Origin of the sequence: Halomonas sp. AOP25-F1-15, assembly GCF_052378675.1 — a bacterium.
In the GTDB taxonomy this organism is placed as follows: domain Bacteria; phylum Pseudomonadota; class Gammaproteobacteria; order Pseudomonadales; family Halomonadaceae; genus Vreelandella; species Vreelandella casei.
On the sequence record NZ_JBQSXV010000007.1, the window covers coordinates 189,251 to 206,095 of the forward strand.

General features: G+C 56.7%; 15 protein-coding genes. 11 read left to right on the plus strand and 4 right to left on the minus strand.

Translation table 11 applies throughout. From position 1 onward, the window contains the following. The first annotated feature begins 5 nt into the window (after nucleotides 1–5). Genes ACT3TF_RS14405 through ACT3TF_RS14415 form a run of 3 tightly spaced genes read left to right on the plus strand, consistent with a single transcriptional unit; the run spans nucleotide 6 to nucleotide 3,011 of the window. The gene (locus tag ACT3TF_RS14405; protein ID WP_226938602.1) at nucleotides 6–665 is read left to right on the plus strand and encodes an ABC transporter ATP-binding protein; all 660 of its coding nucleotides are present in this window, start codon (nucleotides 6–8) and stop codon (nucleotides 663–665) included. A 16-nt stretch (nucleotides 666–681) separates the two neighbouring features. Next, entirely contained in the window at nucleotides 682–1,686 is a 1,005-nt protein-coding gene (locus ACT3TF_RS14410; protein WP_193063255.1) for a branched-chain amino acid ABC transporter permease, read from the plus strand. Then, nucleotides 1,686–3,011 (plus strand): branched-chain amino acid ABC transporter permease, encoded by a 1,326-nt coding sequence (locus ACT3TF_RS14415; RefSeq protein ID WP_444672400.1) that lies wholly within the window; start codon nucleotides 1,686–1,688, stop codon nucleotides 3,009–3,011. The genes ACT3TF_RS14410 and ACT3TF_RS14415 overlap by 1 nt, the downstream gene beginning before the upstream one ends. Before the next feature lie 114 nt (nucleotides 3,012–3,125). Here the strand turns inward: ACT3TF_RS14415 and ACT3TF_RS14420 are convergent, their stop codons facing one another. The 3 genes from ACT3TF_RS14420 to ACT3TF_RS14430 all read right to left on the minus strand — a co-directional run bounded on the left by ACT3TF_RS14420 (nucleotide 3,126) and on the right by ACT3TF_RS14430 (nucleotide 6,264). Further along, complete coding sequence (locus ACT3TF_RS14420; RefSeq protein WP_444672401.1) at nucleotides 3,126–4,334, minus strand: ABC transporter substrate-binding protein; 1,209 nt, start codon at nucleotides 4,332–4,334, stop codon at nucleotides 3,126–3,128. Between the two features lie 159 nt (nucleotides 4,335–4,493). Continuing rightward, nucleotides 4,494–6,041 carry a phospholipase D-like domain-containing protein gene (locus ACT3TF_RS14425; protein WP_444625734.1) on the minus strand — a complete coding sequence of 516 codons (1,548 nt, stop codon included), beginning with the start codon at nucleotides 6,039–6,041 and terminating at the stop codon, nucleotides 4,494–4,496. Then, the gene (locus ACT3TF_RS14430; RefSeq protein ID WP_096276573.1) at nucleotides 6,028–6,264 is read right to left on the minus strand and encodes a hypothetical protein; all 237 of its coding nucleotides are present in this window, start codon (nucleotides 6,262–6,264) and stop codon (nucleotides 6,028–6,030) included. Before ACT3TF_RS14430 ends, ACT3TF_RS14425 begins: the two co-directional genes overlap by 14 nt. Before the next feature lie 77 nt (nucleotides 6,265–6,341). Here ACT3TF_RS14430 and ACT3TF_RS14435 point away from each other — a divergent pair, with 77 nt between their 5' ends. Together ACT3TF_RS14435 and rapA are read left to right on the plus strand one after the other, a co-directional pair. Next, complete coding sequence (locus tag ACT3TF_RS14435) at nucleotides 6,342–7,145, plus strand: TlpA disulfide reductase family protein (RefSeq protein ID WP_096276575.1); 804 nt, start codon at nucleotides 6,342–6,344, stop codon at nucleotides 7,143–7,145. A 112-nt stretch (nucleotides 7,146–7,257) separates the two neighbouring features. Then, on the plus strand, nucleotides 7,258–10,203 hold the full coding sequence (rapA, locus tag ACT3TF_RS14440) for an RNA polymerase-associated protein RapA (RefSeq protein ID WP_444672402.1): 2,946 nt from the start codon (nucleotides 7,258–7,260) through the stop codon (nucleotides 10,201–10,203). 13 nt (nucleotides 10,204–10,216) lie between these two features. Here rapA and ACT3TF_RS14445 read toward each other — a convergent pair whose 3' ends face one another. Beyond that, nucleotides 10,217–11,119, minus strand: coding sequence for a TIGR01777 family oxidoreductase (locus tag ACT3TF_RS14445; RefSeq protein ID WP_444672403.1), 903 nt, complete (start codon nucleotides 11,117–11,119; stop codon nucleotides 10,217–10,219). Between the two features lie 225 nt (nucleotides 11,120–11,344). Here ACT3TF_RS14445 and ACT3TF_RS14450 point away from each other — a divergent pair, with 225 nt between their 5' ends. From ACT3TF_RS14450 to ACT3TF_RS14475, 6 genes are all read left to right on the plus strand, one after another. After that, nucleotides 11,345–11,518, plus strand: a complete 174-nt coding sequence (locus ACT3TF_RS14450; RefSeq protein ID WP_176483345.1) for a hypothetical protein — start codon at nucleotides 11,345–11,347, stop codon at nucleotides 11,516–11,518. 246 nt (nucleotides 11,519–11,764) lie between these two features. Further along, nucleotides 11,765–12,685 (plus strand): MerR family transcriptional regulator, encoded by a 921-nt coding sequence (locus ACT3TF_RS14455; RefSeq protein ID WP_176483346.1) that lies wholly within the window; start codon nucleotides 11,765–11,767, stop codon nucleotides 12,683–12,685. Between the two features lie 78 nt (nucleotides 12,686–12,763). After that, nucleotides 12,764–14,176, plus strand: a complete 1,413-nt coding sequence (gene phrB, locus ACT3TF_RS14460; protein WP_096276584.1) for a deoxyribodipyrimidine photo-lyase — start codon at nucleotides 12,764–12,766, stop codon at nucleotides 14,174–14,176. 37 nt (nucleotides 14,177–14,213) lie between these two features. Next, nucleotides 14,214–14,645: a nuclear transport factor 2 family protein gene (locus ACT3TF_RS14465; RefSeq protein ID WP_096276586.1), complete on the plus strand. Its 432-nt coding sequence runs from the start codon at nucleotides 14,214–14,216 to the stop codon at nucleotides 14,643–14,645. A 36-nt stretch (nucleotides 14,646–14,681) separates the two neighbouring features. Continuing rightward, a complete protein-coding gene (locus ACT3TF_RS14470; protein WP_096276588.1) occupies nucleotides 14,682–15,467 on the plus strand; it encodes an SDR family NAD(P)-dependent oxidoreductase in 786 nt (261 codons plus the stop codon). Further along, on the plus strand, nucleotides 15,464–16,831 hold the full coding sequence (locus ACT3TF_RS14475) for an NAD(P)/FAD-dependent oxidoreductase (RefSeq protein ID WP_444625730.1): 1,368 nt from the start codon (nucleotides 15,464–15,466) through the stop codon (nucleotides 16,829–16,831). The genes ACT3TF_RS14470 and ACT3TF_RS14475 overlap by 4 nt, the downstream gene beginning before the upstream one ends. Nucleotides 16,832–16,845: the final 14 nt, after the last annotated feature.

Sequence of the window (16,845 nt, forward strand, 5' to 3'; positions counted from 1 at the left end):
GCAGTATGAATATCCTTAACGGGGTAAACATGACGCTAGCAGCGGATGAAATTGGCGTTATCGTTGGCCCTAACGGGGCAGGTAAATCCACCATGCTGAAGGCGATTTTTGGCCTTTTACATGTCAACCAGGGCGACATACTGCTCCTCGGCCAGCCGATTCATAACTTGCCGCCTAACCAGCTGGTACAGCGTGGTATGGGTTTTGTGCCTCAGGAGAAAAATATTTTCCCTAGTCTTTCCGTGCAGGAAAACCTAGAGATGGGCGCATTTTTAAAGCCGCAAAACGTCAAGCGGATGCTCGCGCAGGTATATGAGTTCTTCCCGCCGCTTCATGAGAAGCGTCGCCAGCCCGCCGGCGAGCTTTCTGGCGGTCAGCGCCAAATGGTCGCCATGGGGCGCGCGCTTATGGCCGAGCCTAGCCTGCTGTTACTTGATGAACCCACTGCAGGGCTGTCACCGCTGTACATGAATGAAATTTTTGATCGCGTCAAACAGATCAATGCCGCAGGCGTTGGCATTTTGATGGTGGAACAGAATGCCAAGCAGGCGTTGGCGATTGCCGATAAAGGCTTCGTGCTAGCCGCTGGCCAAAACCGCTTTACCGACACAGGGGCCGCACTGCTGGCTAATCCGGACGTCGCTAAAAGCTTTTTGGGCGGCTAGCCCCAGGGAGAAACACGTGAACGAACTGGCTTTTTTTATTAATAATGTGGTGATTGCGGGCAGCGTGAGCGGCTCCATCTATGCCATAGGAGCCGTCGGCGTAACGCTGATATTCAGCATTATGCGCTTTGCCCATTTTGCCCATGCCGACATGATGACCTTCGGTGCCTTTATGGTGCTACTGCTCACCACCCTGTTTCCAGCCGCAGGTGCGAGCCTTGGCATCCCCACCGCTATCTTAATGCTACCGCTGGCCATGCTGCTGACCGCTGCATTAGCGGTAGGCATCGACAAAGCGTTCTACAAACCACTGCGCGCTCATGGGGTAAAGCCCATCGTGCTGGTTATTGGCTCGCTGGGCGTCACGCTTATTTTGCAGGGGCTTATCCGGCTATTTGCAGGCACTAGCGGGCAAAGTCTGTATGTCGATGACCGTAAAGAAATCTTTCGCCTCGCCCTGCCGTTTGAAGGTGCTCGCGCGCCCATCGTGATCACCGAGCCGCAAATTTATCTGTTTGTGCTTACGCTGGTTGCCGTTGTCGCACTGCATCTATTTCTTCATCGCTCACGGCTTGGCAAGGCGATGCGGGCGATGTCAGACAACCCTGAACTTGCCCAGGCATCGGGGATTAACACCAACACCATTGTGGCCGTGACATGGATGATTGCAGGAGCGCTGGCCGCTACTGCCGGCACCCTGCTCGCCCTGGACGTGACCTTCAAGCCCGACCTAAGCTTTTTTCTGCTGCTGCCTATTTTTGCTGCGGCCATTGTGGGCGGCGTGGGCCACCCTTATGGCGCGATTGCCGGGGGCTTTGTGGTGGGGTTTGCGGAAACGCTAGCGGTGTTTAACTGGAACGTACTGCTACGCCCCTTTCACGACAGCCTGCCGGCCTGGCTGGAGCTACCGTCGAACCTGGCCTTTGTAGGCACAGAATACAAAATCGTGGTGCCGTTTTTCATTCTCGTGGCCATTTTGGTATGGCGTCCCACCGGACTCTTTAAGGGCAAGGTGATCTAATGAGCAATTCAGCCAAAATGCGCAACCCTGCCTATACCCCTAAAGACGCCACTCAGGCACGTCGCTTCCCGCTACGCGAGCTCATTTTGTTCGGGGTGCTGCTAATCGCCGTGTTAGCGGTATACGCCGTCATGGGCGCCGCCTACAGCACGCGAATGTTAGTGGAAGCTGCCTGCTATGCCATTCTTGCCCTAGGCCTCACCATCCAGTGGGGCTACGCCGGCCAGTTCAATGCCGGGGTCATGGGCTTTGTCGCGCTCGGCGGTTTCTGCGCGATGCTGTTCAGCGTACCGGTGAACGATGCCTTCTGGGGAACCGAGCTGCCGGGCGAGCTAGGGCGCGTATTGCTCTATGGTATCGCTGCCACGCTTCTGGTCGTCGCAGCCACCAAACTTGACCGCCTGGGCGTGCCTAAGAAGCTGCGTACGTTGATCGCCGTTGTCTTGGCACTCGTGCTTTATATGGTGGTTATCAGCCTGCTGCGTGAGGTCACCGGTGAAATTCAATCGCGGGCAGGATTTGTGGGCGGCTTTGGCCTGCCCGCTTGGACCGGTTGGATTGTTGGCGGCGCATTAGCCGGCGGCGTGGGCTACTTTATCGGCCATATATGCCTAGGCTTACGCAGCGACTATCTTGCCATCGCCACCCTAGGCATTGCCGAGATCATTAAAGCGTTTCTGAAAAACTCGGACTGGCTCACCCGCGGCACCGCCACGGTGTCTCCCCTACCCTGGCCGACGCCAGGGCCGGCAGAGCTAGGCTTCACGCTTTCTCGGGCCATCTATCTGTCATTTACCGCGGTAGTGATTGCCGCCATCTTCTTTCTTCTCCATCGCGCCTACCATGCGCCTTGGGGGCGAATGATCCGGGCGATTCGCGATAACGAAGTCTCCGCTGCCGCGATGGGCAAAGATATCAATAAGCGCCGCTTAGAAATCTTTGTACTGGGCTGCGTGCTAATGGGATTAGGCGGCGGCATGCTGGGCACCTTTAACAGCCTTTTTGACCCCCAAGGCTACCTGCCACTCAACCACACGTTCCTGGTGCTAGTCATGGTGATCCTTGGTGGGCCGGGCAATAACCTGGGCACGATTTTAGGTGCCGTGGCGGTGTACATCATCTGGATTATGTCCGAGCCGCTAGCGCTGTTTTTGATGCAACTTGCGGTGGCTTTCGGTGAAGGCGCCTTCGGCTGGGATGCACCCAGCAATATGGATAGCCGCGCCCTACAGGCACGCGTACTGGTGATTGGCCTGCTGATCACGATGGTGCTGCGCTTTGCGCCCAAAGGGTTGCTACCGGAAAAGATCAAGAACCACAGCTAACCCTTGCCAATGTTGAGCGAAAAAAATACCCGGCTGCATCAGCCGGGTATTTCTACATGTAGCGCCAGTCGTCGGGCACCATCATCCGGTGCTCAAACTACTGACATTTTGCGCTTAAAGATCAACCAGACCTTTACTGGTAAAGGTGCCATCTTCAACTACCATTTCAACCACGACGCCGGGCACATCGCCGTTGTCGTCGAACTCATGGGAGCCGGAGGCGCCTTCGTAGTTGATGTCAGTACCTGACGCAATCAGCTCAACTGCTTTTTCCCACTCGCCGGGCAGAATGACCTCACCCGGTGCGCTGGAAACACTGCGCAGCGCCTCAGAAAGCCCTTCACGATCAGCGCTGCCATTTTGCTCAATGGCCAATGCCACCAGGAACGCGGCATCATAAGCCTGGGCGGCAAACACCGCGCTCGGGTCTAGCTCTGCAGCCTGCGCCGCTTCAATAAAGATATCCGTACCGGGTAGGTCGGGGCTACCGGGGCGAGTAGCGATCATGCCATCAAGCACGTCAGCGCCAATAGCCTCAATGAGGCTATCACCTACCATTCCGTCAGCGCCCACGTACTGCGTAAACATGCCGCTTTCATAGGCTTGACGCAGCACGGTTTGACCCGAAGTGTCGGCATAGGCCAGCACTACCAGCGTCTCGACACCGCTGGCCGAGAGCGAACCCAGCTCAGAGCGGTAGTCCGCACGATTATCTTCGTGGGCAAGGTTTTCCGCCACCTCACCGCCGCCTGCTTCAAAGGCCTCGCCAAAAGCATCCGACAGGCCTTGACCGTAGTCGTTATTGACATAGGTGACGGCGACCGCATCGATCCCTTTGTCGAGCAATAGCTTAGCGAGCATCTCGCCTTGGAAAGCATCCGAGGGCACTGTCCGGAAGATTAAGTCATTGTCATCAAGCTCGGTGACTGCCGGTGCCGTTGAGGCTGGCGAGACCATCAGCACACCGCCAGGAACGGCGGCATTATTAGCCGCGGCAATCGTGGCACCGGTACATAGCGCACCAACAATAGCGGTAACGTTTTCAGAGTTGACCATACGGTCGGCGGCGTTAGAGGCAGCCGATGCATCGGAGCAGGTGGTGTCGCCAGATGGCATCACTAACGTTTGGCCGTCTAAAATGCCGCCCTGCTCATTCACTTGCTGAACGGCCAGCTGCGCACCGGCAAAAATCGGTGGCGTTAAGCTCTCAATACCGCCCGTGAAGCCGCCCAAGAAGCCAACCTTCACCTCGGCCTGAGCAAATCCGGCCATTGCCAGCGAAGAGGCCGCCACAGCGGTGGCTAATACGCGCTTATTGATCATATTGTTTGTCGCTCCCAGTGAAAAAACCTGTCTGTTTTTTTAATGCGCCCCACTGTTCACATGCAGGGCTGCTATTAATCTGGAACTGGAACGCCAAAAATACAAGCGCCGGTTTCTAACGCTACTTTGATAAACAAGCTAAAACCAGCGACAAACACACTACAACCAGCGCTCTAGCTTGAGCGTATGGCTTAACCATGCGTTGAAGTGACGCCAAGCGCTGCCGGGCTCAGCGGTTAAAACCTCCATTTCACCCTCGCTTTCAAGGTGCCAACTCAGCTCACCGTCCGGCGTCAGATCAATCCGGTAGCTTAGCGACGGCTCTTGCCCTACGGCCACCAGCTCGTTAAATGCCTGCATTAATGACTCACTACGCGCCAGCACGCCAAGCTCAGTATTCCAATAGATAGACCGCGGGTCAGCGTTAAATGACCCCACGAAAAGCTGATCGTCAAAACTTAGCGCCTTGATGTGCAGCGCCGAGGCAGAGGCGCCGGGCACGCGCATACCATCGTCGCTGCCGGCTTCTTGCTCTGGTCGCAGCTCGTACAGCCTGACACCGTGCTCTAGCAGCGTTTTACGCCAGGGCGCATAAGCGCCGTGCACCACGGCGGCATCCGTGGACTCCAATGAATTGGTAATAATCTCAACGGTCACACCGCGGTCTGCTAGCTCGGTTAGGCGTTTAACGCCGGGCTCGGTGGGCACAAAGTAGGCCGAAATAATCACCAGCCGCTGGCTAAGCTCGGTGGCCTCGGTTAACTCACCAAGCAGAGTGTCAGACCACTCAGGTGTCGCGGACGACAGCTTGCCCGGAGAATCCCACATAGCCAGCCCTTCTCCCCAGTGCAACGTTTCCCAAGGCGGGGCATTACGCGACCGGTGGCGCAGCTCGTTAAAGTATTCCGAGTCGGCATTATCATCTAACCACGCCGCAAGCCCGGCTTTAAGCGTTTGCCAAGCATCGCTATTGACCGCGTGATAGCGCTCAATCGGCTGCGCCAAGCCGTGATTCCAATACACATCAAAACTGCGCGAAAGCTCGGGCACGACGGCGCCAATGGTCGCAAAATCTAAATCAGCAAAATTGCGCGAGTCGTTGGCATCAAAATACTCGTCGCCCAGGTTACGCCCACCCACGATAGCGACGCTGTTGTCAGCCACCCACAGCTTGTTATGCATACGCCGATGCTGCTGCGCGGGGTTCACAGCGGACGCCAATACCCGCGTGAGTAGATGCCCCCGTCCTACCGGCAGCGGGTTATAAACGCGTACATGAATACCCGGATGGCTTGCCAGTGCCGCTAGGCGCTCACCCTGCCCAATCGCGCCGATATCATCGACCAGCAGCCGCACGCGAACGCCCTCTTCAGCCGCCTCGAGCAGCTGCGATAAAATCAAGCGTGTGGTTTGTCCATCGCCCAACAGATAGGTTTGAATATCTAACTCGCGCTGTGCTTGGCGAATCAATCCGACCCGGGCGGCAAATGCTTGCTGCCCATTGGCCAGTAACGCAAAACCATCAGGCTCCGTTTGCTCCGCTAGCGCCTGATGCGCTCGCGTGCCGAGCCAGGTATCCCGCGCGTCGGTTAAGGAAAGCGCGGTATGATGTTCGCGCACCACCGCGTGAGTGCAGCCTACCAACAGGCTGCACAGCCACAGCAAGCAGAACCATTGAGACCAGCGGCCAGCGCTAGGCATCGTCATGATCGTCCAGGCGCTGAGCCCAACGTTTGCGAGCTTGATTACGCCGATAAAGGCGCACCAGCGCGAGCGCTAGCGCCGTCACAAGCATGACGGCTAGAACAACGCCCTGCCAGGGACGGGCCGCATCCCGCATGACTGTTTCCAGGGTAATAATCAATATCAAGCCAATCGCTTGGGAGCCGATCGCTAACGCGCGCAGCCGATCAAAAGCGGGGGGGGGCATAACGTCTCCGTAATGTTCTGCTCGCCGGGTATGGTCTGCTAGTGTACCTGCTTCACGGAAAACATAATTGGAAACTCATGAACGCTATTGCTCTTGGGCCACTGTTAATTTCGCTGCCTCGGCTTTATGCCATTGGCTGTGCATTGCTGCTGTTGCTGTGCGCCGGGTGGTTGTTAGGACTTTCACGCCAGGCCCAACAGCGCTGGTTTTACGGGCTGATTATTGCATGGCTCATCGGCGCGCGAGCAGGCCACATACTGCTCAATCTTGATAGCTACAGCAGCGCACCGCTTGAAATACTAAAAGTTTGGCAACCGGGTTATCACGGCCTATGGGGCCTCGCTGCGGGATTAGCATGGACCGCCTGGAACTTACGCGCACGGCTAATGGCAATGGGCGGTGCGATGGCGCTGCTCGCCGCTGCGTCTAGTCTATGGCTGATGCTGGTCATGCTTGGGCCTTTGGGCAATGACTTTGTCGTTGATAGCCTGCCGGACGTGACCCTGGAAGATGTGGACGGTAATGACGTGCATCTACCCTCGCTGACGAAAAGTGGTGATCTCATTATCGTCAACTTGTGGGCCACTTGGTGCCCACCATGCCGACGCGAAATGCCGCTACTTGAGGCCGCCGCACAGCGTGAGGGTATTAGCGTCGTCGTCGCCAATCAGGGCGAAGACCTACTGCCCACAGTACGCTACCTGGACGACCAGCAGCTGAAGTTTCGCTATGCGCTGCGTGATCCCAGCCAGCAATTAATGGCGCTTTTTAAAGCCCCCGGGCTGCCCACCACCGTGCTGTTCGACCGTCAGGGCAATACGCTGGATGTTCACGTGGGTGAGCTCACCCGCGCCCATCTGGACCGCTGGTTAGAAGATTGATAGCGATACACCTTAATCCTCCCGCCGCTTTGCGTTAGAATCCCCCGCCCTGTTGCCGCCGGTTTCCCCTCCGGCGGTAGACAACCCGTTTTGCAGACTCCTCCGAGGCATCATGAGCGATTTTTCTCCCGGCCAACGCTGGATTAGCGACGGCGAAGCTGAGCTTGGGCTTGGCACCGTGCTTAACTGCGACGCCCGTAGCGTTACCATTTTGTTCAGTGCCAGCCAGGAAACCCGTACCTACAATACCCGTCAAGCCCCGCTCACCCGCGTGATTTTCGGTAGCGGCGACCGCGTGCTTTCAGCCGACGGTTGGCAGATCATTGTCGATGACAGCAAAGAATCCCATGGCCTGATCACCTACATTGGTGAAGACAAAGAGGGCAACACGCGCGAACTGCCCGAAGCCAAGCTCGCTGATACCATGCAGTTTGACCAGGCTCGCGACCGTCTGTTGACCGGTCAAGTCGATCGTAACGACTGGTTTGACCTGCGTTTTCGCACCCTGCACCACTACCAACGCGTTGAGCAGCATAGCGCGCTGGGCTTTTCTGGGCCGCGGATCGATTTAATTCCCCACCAGCTCTACATCGCCGATGAAGTCGCCCATCGCCACGCCCCACGCGTGCTGCTGGCGGACGAAGTGGGTTTGGGTAAAACCATCGAAGCCGGCCTGATTCTGCACCGCCTGTTGCTCAATGGCCGCGTAGAGCGCGCGCTGATCCTGGTGCCCGATAGCCTTACTCACCAGTGGCTAGTCGAACTACTACGGCGTTTCTCACTCAAGGTCTCGCTGTTAGATGAAATCCAAAGCCAGGCCTACGGGAACGAGAACCCGTTTGAAAATGCCCAGCTTGTACTGGCGAGCCAAGGCTGGCTGTTTGCCAACCCGAAGCGTCAAGAACAGGCACTCGCCAGCCAGTTTGATCTACTGATTGTCGATGAAGCCCACCACCTCGACTGGAACGAGGAAGGCAGCGGCCCCGGCTATCGGTGTGTAGAGCAACTGTCCGCGGCCATTCCGGGCCTATTGCTGCTTACCGCTACGCCAGAACAGATGGGCATCAAAAGCCACTTTGCCCGTCTGCGCTTGCTGGATGGCGAGCGCTACCACGACCTAGCGCGCTTTCAGGCAGAAGAAGGCCATTACACCGACGTTGCTCGCGCCATCGATGCGTTAGAGACACTGCCAAGCGATCCTAACGCGCGCGCCGCCGTTTCCGCCGTCGCCGATGACCGTGATAGCCAGGCGCTGTTGGCCACCCTCTGCAACGTGGAGGCCAGTAGCGAACAGCAAGATGCCGCGCGCGCTCAGCTGAGAGAGGCACTGCTTGACCGCCACGGCACGGGGCGCGTGATGTTTCGCAACAGCCGACGCCACGTAGGGGGCTTTCCTGAGCGGCGCTTAAACTTAGCCCCGCTAGCGCTGCCCTCAGCTTACCGCCGCGTCGTTCGCCGCCTCGAGCGTGACGACGACTACCTCGATGAACTGCTAATTGAGACCGGGATGGATCACCCGGATGTGCTGATTTATCCCGATGCCGCCTACCGCGAACTCAGCAACGACCCGCTCAATAGCGAAGACTGGTGGCACATCGATCCTAGGGTTAATTGGCTGCTGGAAAAACTCAGCGACGATAGCGACAGCGGCTTCGCCAACGAAAAAGTCCTGGTCATTGCTCACCATCGTGAAACCGCAGAAGGTCTCGCCGAAGGGCTGCGTGTACTGGGTGGCTACAACGCACCGGTATTCCACGAAGACCTTTCACTGATAGAACGTGACCGTGCAGCGGCGGCCTTTGCCGATGAAGATGAAGGCGTACAGGTGCTGGTGTGCTCGGAAATTGGCTCAGAGGGGCGCAACTTTCAGTTCTGTCGCCATCTGGTTATGTTCGACATGCCCCAACACCCGGATCAGTTGGAGCAGCGTATTGGCCGCCTGGATCGTATTGGCCAGCGTCATGCGATTGAGCTGCATATCCCTACCTTTGAAGGTAGCCCCGGCGAACGCTTGCTGCGCTGGTATCACGAAGGTATGGATGCTTTTAGCGCACCTCACGGGGTCGGCAACGATTTGTATGATGCCTTTGGCGACGCCCTGGCTGACGCACTGCTGGATGATGAAGCGCTTGACGAGATTATCGCTGAAACGCGCACGCTATTTAACGCCAAACTGGCCGAGCACGATGCGGGGCGTAATCGCCTGCTGGAGCTGAATGCCTGCCGTCCAGCCCGCGCTCAGCAGGTCATTGATGCCGTACGCGAGCTTGACGATGACACCGCCTTGCCGCGCTATCTTGAACGCGCGCTGGATATTTTCGGGGTAGACAGCCAGGAGATTGGCAAGGGTTTAATGCACCTGCAGCCCAGCCAGCACATGCTGGATGGGCTGCCCGGCCTGGTGAAAGGCGAAGAAGGCTTTACCGCCACGTATAGCCGCAGCCAGGCGCTAGCGCGCGACGATGTGCAGCGGCTTTCCTGGGAGCACCCGCTGGTACGCGAAATGATGGGCCGCGTACTGGACGGCACTATGGGTAACTCGGCGCTCGCGCTGCTGCGCCACGACGCTATTCCCAGCGGCCGTTTGATGACCGAACTGGTGTTTCGCACCCAGTGTCCTGCGCCCAAAAAACTGCATCTAAACCGGTTCTTGCCGCCCACTGCCGTGCGCGTATTGCTGGATGAATCAGGCGCCAATCTGACCAGCAAAATCTCCTTCACTGGGCTGAGTAAAAATCTGCAGAAGGTCAATAAATCGCTGGCGCGCGACCTGATCAAAAGCCGTCACGATCAGCTGCGTGGCCTGCTCACTCAAGGTGAGAGCGAAGCTGAGCGCCAGCTGCCCAGCATTGTAGAAAATGCCGAGGCGCGCATGCGTGATCAGTTGGACGCTGAGCTTGCTCGTTTAACCGCGCTGGCCGAGCACAACCCGGCGGTGCGTAGTGTTGAAATCGACGCACTGAAGGACGAACGCCAGGCGCTCAGCGACGCGATTGAAAACACCCGTCTGCGGCTTGATTCCGTGCGGGTGATTATCACCGTTGACGCCGATCGTTAAGCTTTTTTGTTGCTCAAAGAATGGCCCCAAGCGCCTTGTCCAAGGTGGGATACTGGAAAGTAAACCCAGCGGCCTCAAGGCGTTCCGGGCGCATGTCGGCACCGGTCAGCAGCAGCCGTGACATTTCACCAAATCCCGCTTTGAGTACAAAGGCGGGTACCGGGAAAATGGCCGGGCGGTTGAGCTGCTTGGCCAAGGTTTTGGTAAAGACAGCATTGGTGACAGGATGCGGCGCGCTGGCATTAAAAGCACCGCTTAGGTTGTTCTGGTGAACCAGAAATAGCAGCGCTGCGACTAAATCATCGCGGTGAATCCATGGCATAAACTGCTCGCCACTGCCAAAACGGCCCCCTAAACCCAGCTTAAATGGCGGCAGCATCTTTTGCAGGCTGCCTCCACCTATCTCCAGCACTAATCCAATCCGCACAATCGCTAAGCGCACACCCAGCGCCTCAATCGGCTGGGCCGCAGCCTCCCATTGCTGGCATAGCCGATGGGCAAACTCCTCGTTGGGCACCGTGTCTTCGCTTACCTCACGGTTGCCCTGATCGCCGTAATAGCCCATTGCCGAGCCCGACATCATAACCTTCGGCAGCGGCTGGCCGTTAGCCTGCAACTGCTCACACAGCGCTACTAGCTGTTGTGTCGCCGCCTTTCGCGAGTTAATCAGCTTGGCTTTTTGCTCGTCGCTCCAGCGCTTGGCAGCAATTGGTTCGCCGGCTAGATTAATCATGGCGTCCGGCGGCGATTGAATAAATGCCTGAGCGCTATCGCGTATGTCACAGCCGCTAGGCAGTCGTTGACGTACCTTGTGCGGGTGTCGGGAAACCACCTGCACCTCATGGCCTTGCTCAATCAGCTGCTGGCATAGTCGCTGGCCGACAAAGCCACTGCCGCCGGTTATTAATACGCGCATGCTATTACTCCTGTTGATGCCGCCTGAGCAAACTCATCACCGCGTCACGCGGCATCGTAAAGTGTCCCTTACATTGTACGACATTTATACCAACCTGCTACAATTTGACTAATACACGCCTAACTATCGTGAAAACTATGTTTGCGAAAGACTAAGGCCTAGAGGAACTATGATGACATCGCAAGCATTCTGCCGACCCCTTCCCTGCTGCCATCGGTCACTGACATGGGCGCCCATCGCTGGCGCTACGCCGAGCTGGCGACGCCCTGCGACAGTGAATACTTATACAGTCGAGATGGGTTGGCGTTATGCGGTGACAGTTTTAGCGATGGCCGTGTTGAAGATGCCTGGTTATCAGGGCATCGCTTAGGAGAAGCGCTAATAGGCCGGTCGGTTTAATAGTTACAAATATTTACTAGTAAGAAGGATTCTTATAAAGGTTGTACCGAGTAGCGACAAGTTGTACAAATGGGCATACAGTACCGTGTTCATGTTCAGCTTTTTAATCGGACAACGTTACATGGAATATGAATCATCTTCGCCGCGGCGAACAATGCGATGCGCCTGTAGCCCTATGCTGCAGCTAACGACGATGCCAACGTTTACGACTCAACGGCAGTTAACTAAGAAGAGGTACTGGCGCCCATGAGTTTCAAGGCGACCCACCCACCCGATACACCGCTTTACCCCATACGGGAAGTGTCTCGTTTAACCGGCGTGAACTCCGTCACCCTCCGCGCTTGGGAAAGACGCTACGGGCTTATTCGCCCCCAGCGCACGCCGAAAGGCCACCGCCTCTATGCCCAGAACGACATTACCCGCATCGAACGCATTCTGCAGTGGTTAAATCGTGGTGTGCCGGTCAGTCAAGTCGTGGACTTGCTTGACCAGCCAGAAACAATTGAAGCCCCTGCGACAGATGCCGGTGACTGGACCAGCCAGCGCCAGCAGCTGCAAGGCATTATAGAAGCGCTAGATTTGCCGAAATTAGAGGCGTTTTATCATCAAAGCCTGGCGCTTTACCCGCTAAGTATTGCGATCGACGAGCTGTGGCAACCGGTTATTTTAACGCTAGAAGCTAAATGGGCGATTAGCCCAGATCCGCTAGTGCGCCGCACCTTGGAAGCCTTTTTACGCAGTCAAGTCGGCATTCGCTTGCACTATGCTAATCAAACCACTCGCGGGCCGCTGATTTTACTCAATGCGATGCCCGATGATCCGGGGCCTCTGTGGGTGCTGATGTCCGCGTTAATGGCCAGCGAGCAGGGCTACCGAGTGCAAATGCTAGATCACTCATTGCCATTAGAGGCGCTACCACAGGCCGTGGCGCGGCTGCACTCATCGATGGTGCTGCTTTCCAGCGGCCAGCGTGAAAGCGATCGCTATATCAAGCACGAGCTACCCAATGCGGCTAAGGCGCTCAACGTACCTATTGGGGTGTGTGGCGAGGTCGCTCGCCTGCGTGCGGACGACTTGCGCGATGGGCCGCTACATCTGCTGGGCGATGATCTTCCTCAAGCGATTGCTCGCTTGCGCCCTCTGCTACGCGAGTCAGGCGTACTGTAAAACCGCTCATTTTTATCTTGGCCGTTCGCCCTCGCGGTGAGCGGCCATTTTTTTTGTTTATGCCGCGCCGGAGATTCTATGAAACGACAGTTGATTTGGCTGCGCAGCGACCTGCGCATTGATGACAACAGCGCACTCGCCGCCGCTGCGGCCAAAGGCCCTGTAATAGCGGTGTTTTTGCGCAGTATTCCCCAGTGGCAAGAGCACGGCCACGGTGCCAATAAGCTAGATTTTTGGGGGCGCGGCGTAGCAGCGCTGAAAACAGCGCTCAACGGCTTGAATATCCCGCTGCTGCATCGCGACATTGAGCGCTATGACCAGGCGCCAGCGGTATTACTTGAAATCGCACGCGAACACGACGTAGAACAGCTGCATTTTAATCATGAATACGCACTCAACGAACGGCGCCGAGACCAAGTCGTGCAGGACGCCTTTAAGCAGGCCGGCATTGCGGCCCATGGCTATCACGATAGCGTGGCTTTCGCACCCGGCAGCCTGCTAACAGGCAAAGGCAGCTACTATGGCGTATTTACACCGTTCTCCAACGCATGGCACAAGCACATCACCGCCGATCAGCTCGCGCTGCGCGATACGCCCAGCGTACAGGCCAAACTGGCGATTAATAGCGACCCGCTGCCGTCACTGCCCAAACTTAACGAGACGCCTATTGATGAGCGCCTTTGGCCGGCCGGTGAAAGCGCTGCGGCCGATAACTTAGCGCGGTTTTTGCGCTTTCGCGGGCGCCATTATAAGGCCCAACGTGACTTGCCTAAGGTGCGCGGCACCAGCGAACTTTCCCCTTACCTAGCGCTAGGCATGATCTCCCACCGCCAGTGTTTACAAGCGGTAATGGCCGAAAATAGCGGTCATTTAGGCGATGGCGACCTGGGTTTAACCACCTGGGTCAATGAGCTGATCTGGCGCGAATTCTATCAACACGTCGCAGTTGGCTTTCCCCAGGTCTGCCGCTATCACCCCTTTCAGGAACACACAAAACAGCTGGCATGGCGTGATGATGATGAAGGCTTTCAGGCCTGGTGCGAAGGGCGCACCGGCTATCCTCTCGTCGATGCGGCCATGCGCCAGCTGGTAAACACAGGCTGGATGCATAATCGCCTGCGTATGGTCACGGCGATGTTTTTGAGCAAGCATCTATTGATTGATTGGCGGCGCGGCGAAGCCTTCTTTATGCGCCATCTGGTGGATGGGGAGTTCTGCGCTAACAACGGCGGCTGGCAGTGGGCAGCGTCAACGGGCACGGACGCCGCACCTTATTTTCGTATTTTCAATCCTACGACCCAGTCGACCCGCTTTGATGCAGAGGGTGAGTTTATTGCCCATTGGCTGCCCGAGCTGGCTGAACTGCCGGCGAAGGTGCGCCATGCGCCTCGCCAAGACCTGCTCACCGATGTGGACTACCCTGCCCCCATTGTCGATCACAAGGCGGCTCGCCTGCGTGCCTTAGATGCCTTTAAAGCGCTCAGTAAATAGCCACTACTATATTCACGGTACAGTTAGGGAGATTTCTATGGCTGATCCTACGGCGCTGGCAGCATTTTGTAGCTTCTTCAACAAACTAGACAAAACCTGTACAGAAAAATTATACGAGGTATATACTGAAAATATTGTTTTCAACGATCCACTGCACCACATTGAAGGTCGCGACGCCTTAGGGCGCTATTTTTCCAGCATGTATGAAAACGTTGAGCGCTGCCAATTCACCTATCACGTTCAACAATGTCAGGGTGACCAAGGATTCGTGACTTGGACCATGGCGTTTGTGCATCCAAAGTTAGCTGGCGGACGTACGATAGAAATAGACGGATGCAGCGCCTTAACGTTTGCTGAAGATGGCCGCGTTTCTAAACATCGCGATTACTTTGATGCTGGCGCCATGCTTTATGAGCATTTACCGCTGATGGGCAGCATCATTCGCTGGTTAAAAAAACGCCTTAACTAAGCTGATATATAGCATTGGGGCGCATTAGGAGGTTTGATGAGCACATGGAAAACGCCCCAACGCATTTGGTTAACCGGCGCGACGTCCGGCATTGGTGAGGCGCTGTCACGCAAGCTCATTGCCCAAGGCCATCACGTGGTGCTTAGTGCACGCAACGTTGAGGCGTTGGAGGCTCTGTGCGAGGGCCATCCTCATGCTTCTTATCTGGCGCTGGACATTAGCGATCGTCAGGCGGTGCTTGACGCTGGTGAGACCATCCGCGAGCGCTTAGGCGCGCTGGACTTGGCGCTGTTTAACGCAGGCACCTGCGAATACCTTAATGCTCAGCAGTTCGATATGGATTTAGTCGAGCGGGTATTTAAACCGAATCTATTGGGTACGCTGTACGGCGTTGAGGCCGCGCTGCCGCTACTGCGAGCGGCACGCCAAGAAGGCCTGCCCGCGCGACTGGCGGCAACGTCTAGCGCCTCCGCCTACCTCCCGCTTCCCCGTGCGGAAGCCTACGGGGCATCGAAAGCCGCCGTCAGCTACTTTCTGGAATCGCTGCGCTTAGATCTTGACCAGGAAGGCATCGATGTTAGCGTTATCCACCCTGGTTTTGTGAAGACACCGCTTACCGAACGTAATGACTTCCCCATGCCAATGCAGGTGACCGCAGAACAAGCGGCCGACGCCATTATTGCAGGGCTAGTGAAAGGTCGCCTGGATATCCACTTTCCGCGCCGCTTTACGTATCTCGTCAAGTTCCTGGGCATTTTGCCCCCCGCCGTACGCCGCCTAATTGGCCTGCGCATGACCCGCGCTCAGAAGGAATCGTCATGAGTTCCACGGCAGCCCACGGGCCAGTGGCATCGCAGCGTATTGCGATTGTAGGTAGCGGCATTAGCGGTATGGCCGCTGGCTGGTATCTGTCAGCTCAGCATGAAGTGACGCTGTTTGAGGCCGACTCGCGCCTGGGCGGCCATACCGCCACCATGGACGTGGACGTTGAGGGTCGCTCATACGCTATCGACACCGGCTTTATTGTGTTTAACGACTGGACCTACCCGCACTTTCAGCGTTTGCTGGCGACGCTGGGCGTTGCCGCTCAGGCGACAGAAATGAGCTTTTCGGTTCACGAAACGAAGCGCGATTTTGAGTACAACGGGCATACCTTAACGTCGCTATTTGCCCAGCGGCGTAATCTGTTCAATCCGTCTTTCTATCGCCTGCTGGGCGATATCATGCGCTTTAATAAACAGGCGACCAAAGCGCTAGAAAGTCAGCAGCTTCCCGATCACATGACGCTGGGCGAGTATCTAGACCAACATCATTACAGCCGCGATTTTCAACGCCACTATTTGCTGCCCATGGGGGCCGCGATTTGGTCAGCCAGCATTAGCGATTTGCGCGCCTTTCCGCTGGCCTTTTTTGTACGCTTTTTTCGCAATCACGGCCTGCTGTCGGTCAGTCATCGTCCTCAGTGGTACACCTTGATCGGGGGTTCAAAAAGCTATATCCCCAGCTTAACGGCGCCCTATGCGTCGCGCATTCATCTCAATACGCCGGTGACACGTATTACCCGCGAAAGCGCTGGTGTCACGATTACCACCGCATCCGGTTCTCAGCACTTTGATCAGGTAGTGCTGGCCTGCCATGCCGACCAGGCACTGGCGATGCTGGGCGACGCGAGTAACGTCGAGCGCGACGTGCTCGGCGCCATGCCGTATCAAACTAACGACGTTGTGCTGCATACCGATACCGCCCTTCTACCGCGCCGTAAGCGCGCCTGGGCGAGCTGGAATTACCGCTTAGATAAGCGCGATAGCGATGAGCGGGTTTCTGTCACCTATGACATGAATATTCTTCAGCGCATAGAAAGTGACACCACGTTTTGTGTCACCTTGAACGACAGCGCCAGCATTGACCCCAGCAAAGTGCTGGGGCACTACCGCTACGCGCATCCACAGTTCACGCTGGAGGGCCAAGCCGCCCAGGCTCGCCACGCCGAGATATCGTCCACGGCTCAGCGGACTCACTTTTGCGGCGCCTATTGGCGCAACGGCTTCCACGAAGACGGCGTATGGAGTGCTCTGCGCGTCGCCCAAGCGCTGGGGTGTGATGAGTCGGCCCCAACACCCGACGAGCCATCCGCACTGCCTGCCCATGAACTGGTGACGCCGCAAGGTGCTGAGGGGCTGGGATGATGGCGGGGACAACC

What these genes read in the sequence shown, in the direction of transcription:
- ACT3TF_RS14405 (WP_226938602.1), top strand. Translation starts at nt 6, where the DNA reads ATGAATATCCTTAACGGGGTAAACATGACGCTAGCAGCGGATGAAATT.
- ACT3TF_RS14415 (WP_444672400.1), top strand. Translation starts at nt 1,686, where the DNA reads ATGAGCAATTCAGCCAAAATGCGCAACCCTGCCTATACCCCTAAAGAC.
- ACT3TF_RS14420 (WP_444672401.1), bottom strand. Translation starts at nt 4,334, where the DNA reads ATGATCAATAAGCGCGTATTAGCCACCGCTGTGGCGGCCTCTTCGCTG.
- ACT3TF_RS14425 (WP_444625734.1), bottom strand. Translation starts at nt 6,041, where the DNA reads ATGACGATGCCTAGCGCTGGCCGCTGGTCTCAATGGTTCTGCTTGCTG.
- ACT3TF_RS14430 (WP_096276573.1), bottom strand. Translation starts at nt 6,264, where the DNA reads ATGCCCCCCCCCGCTTTTGATCGGCTGCGCGCGTTAGCGATCGGCTCC.
- ACT3TF_RS14435 (WP_096276575.1), top strand. Translation starts at nt 6,342, where the DNA reads ATGAACGCTATTGCTCTTGGGCCACTGTTAATTTCGCTGCCTCGGCTT.
- rapA (WP_444672402.1), top strand. Translation starts at nt 7,258, where the DNA reads ATGAGCGATTTTTCTCCCGGCCAACGCTGGATTAGCGACGGCGAAGCT.
- ACT3TF_RS14445 (WP_444672403.1), bottom strand. Translation starts at nt 11,119, where the DNA reads ATGCGCGTATTAATAACCGGCGGCAGTGGCTTTGTCGGCCAGCGACTA.
- ACT3TF_RS14450 (WP_176483345.1), top strand. Translation starts at nt 11,345, where the DNA reads ATGGGCGCCCATCGCTGGCGCTACGCCGAGCTGGCGACGCCCTGCGAC.
- ACT3TF_RS14455 (WP_176483346.1), top strand. Translation starts at nt 11,765, where the DNA reads ATGAGTTTCAAGGCGACCCACCCACCCGATACACCGCTTTACCCCATA.
- phrB (WP_096276584.1), top strand. Translation starts at nt 12,764, where the DNA reads ATGAAACGACAGTTGATTTGGCTGCGCAGCGACCTGCGCATTGATGAC.
- ACT3TF_RS14465 (WP_096276586.1), top strand. Translation starts at nt 14,214, where the DNA reads ATGGCTGATCCTACGGCGCTGGCAGCATTTTGTAGCTTCTTCAACAAA.
- ACT3TF_RS14470 (WP_096276588.1), top strand. Translation starts at nt 14,682, where the DNA reads ATGAGCACATGGAAAACGCCCCAACGCATTTGGTTAACCGGCGCGACG.
- ACT3TF_RS14475 (WP_444625730.1), top strand. Translation starts at nt 15,464, where the DNA reads ATGAGTTCCACGGCAGCCCACGGGCCAGTGGCATCGCAGCGTATTGCG.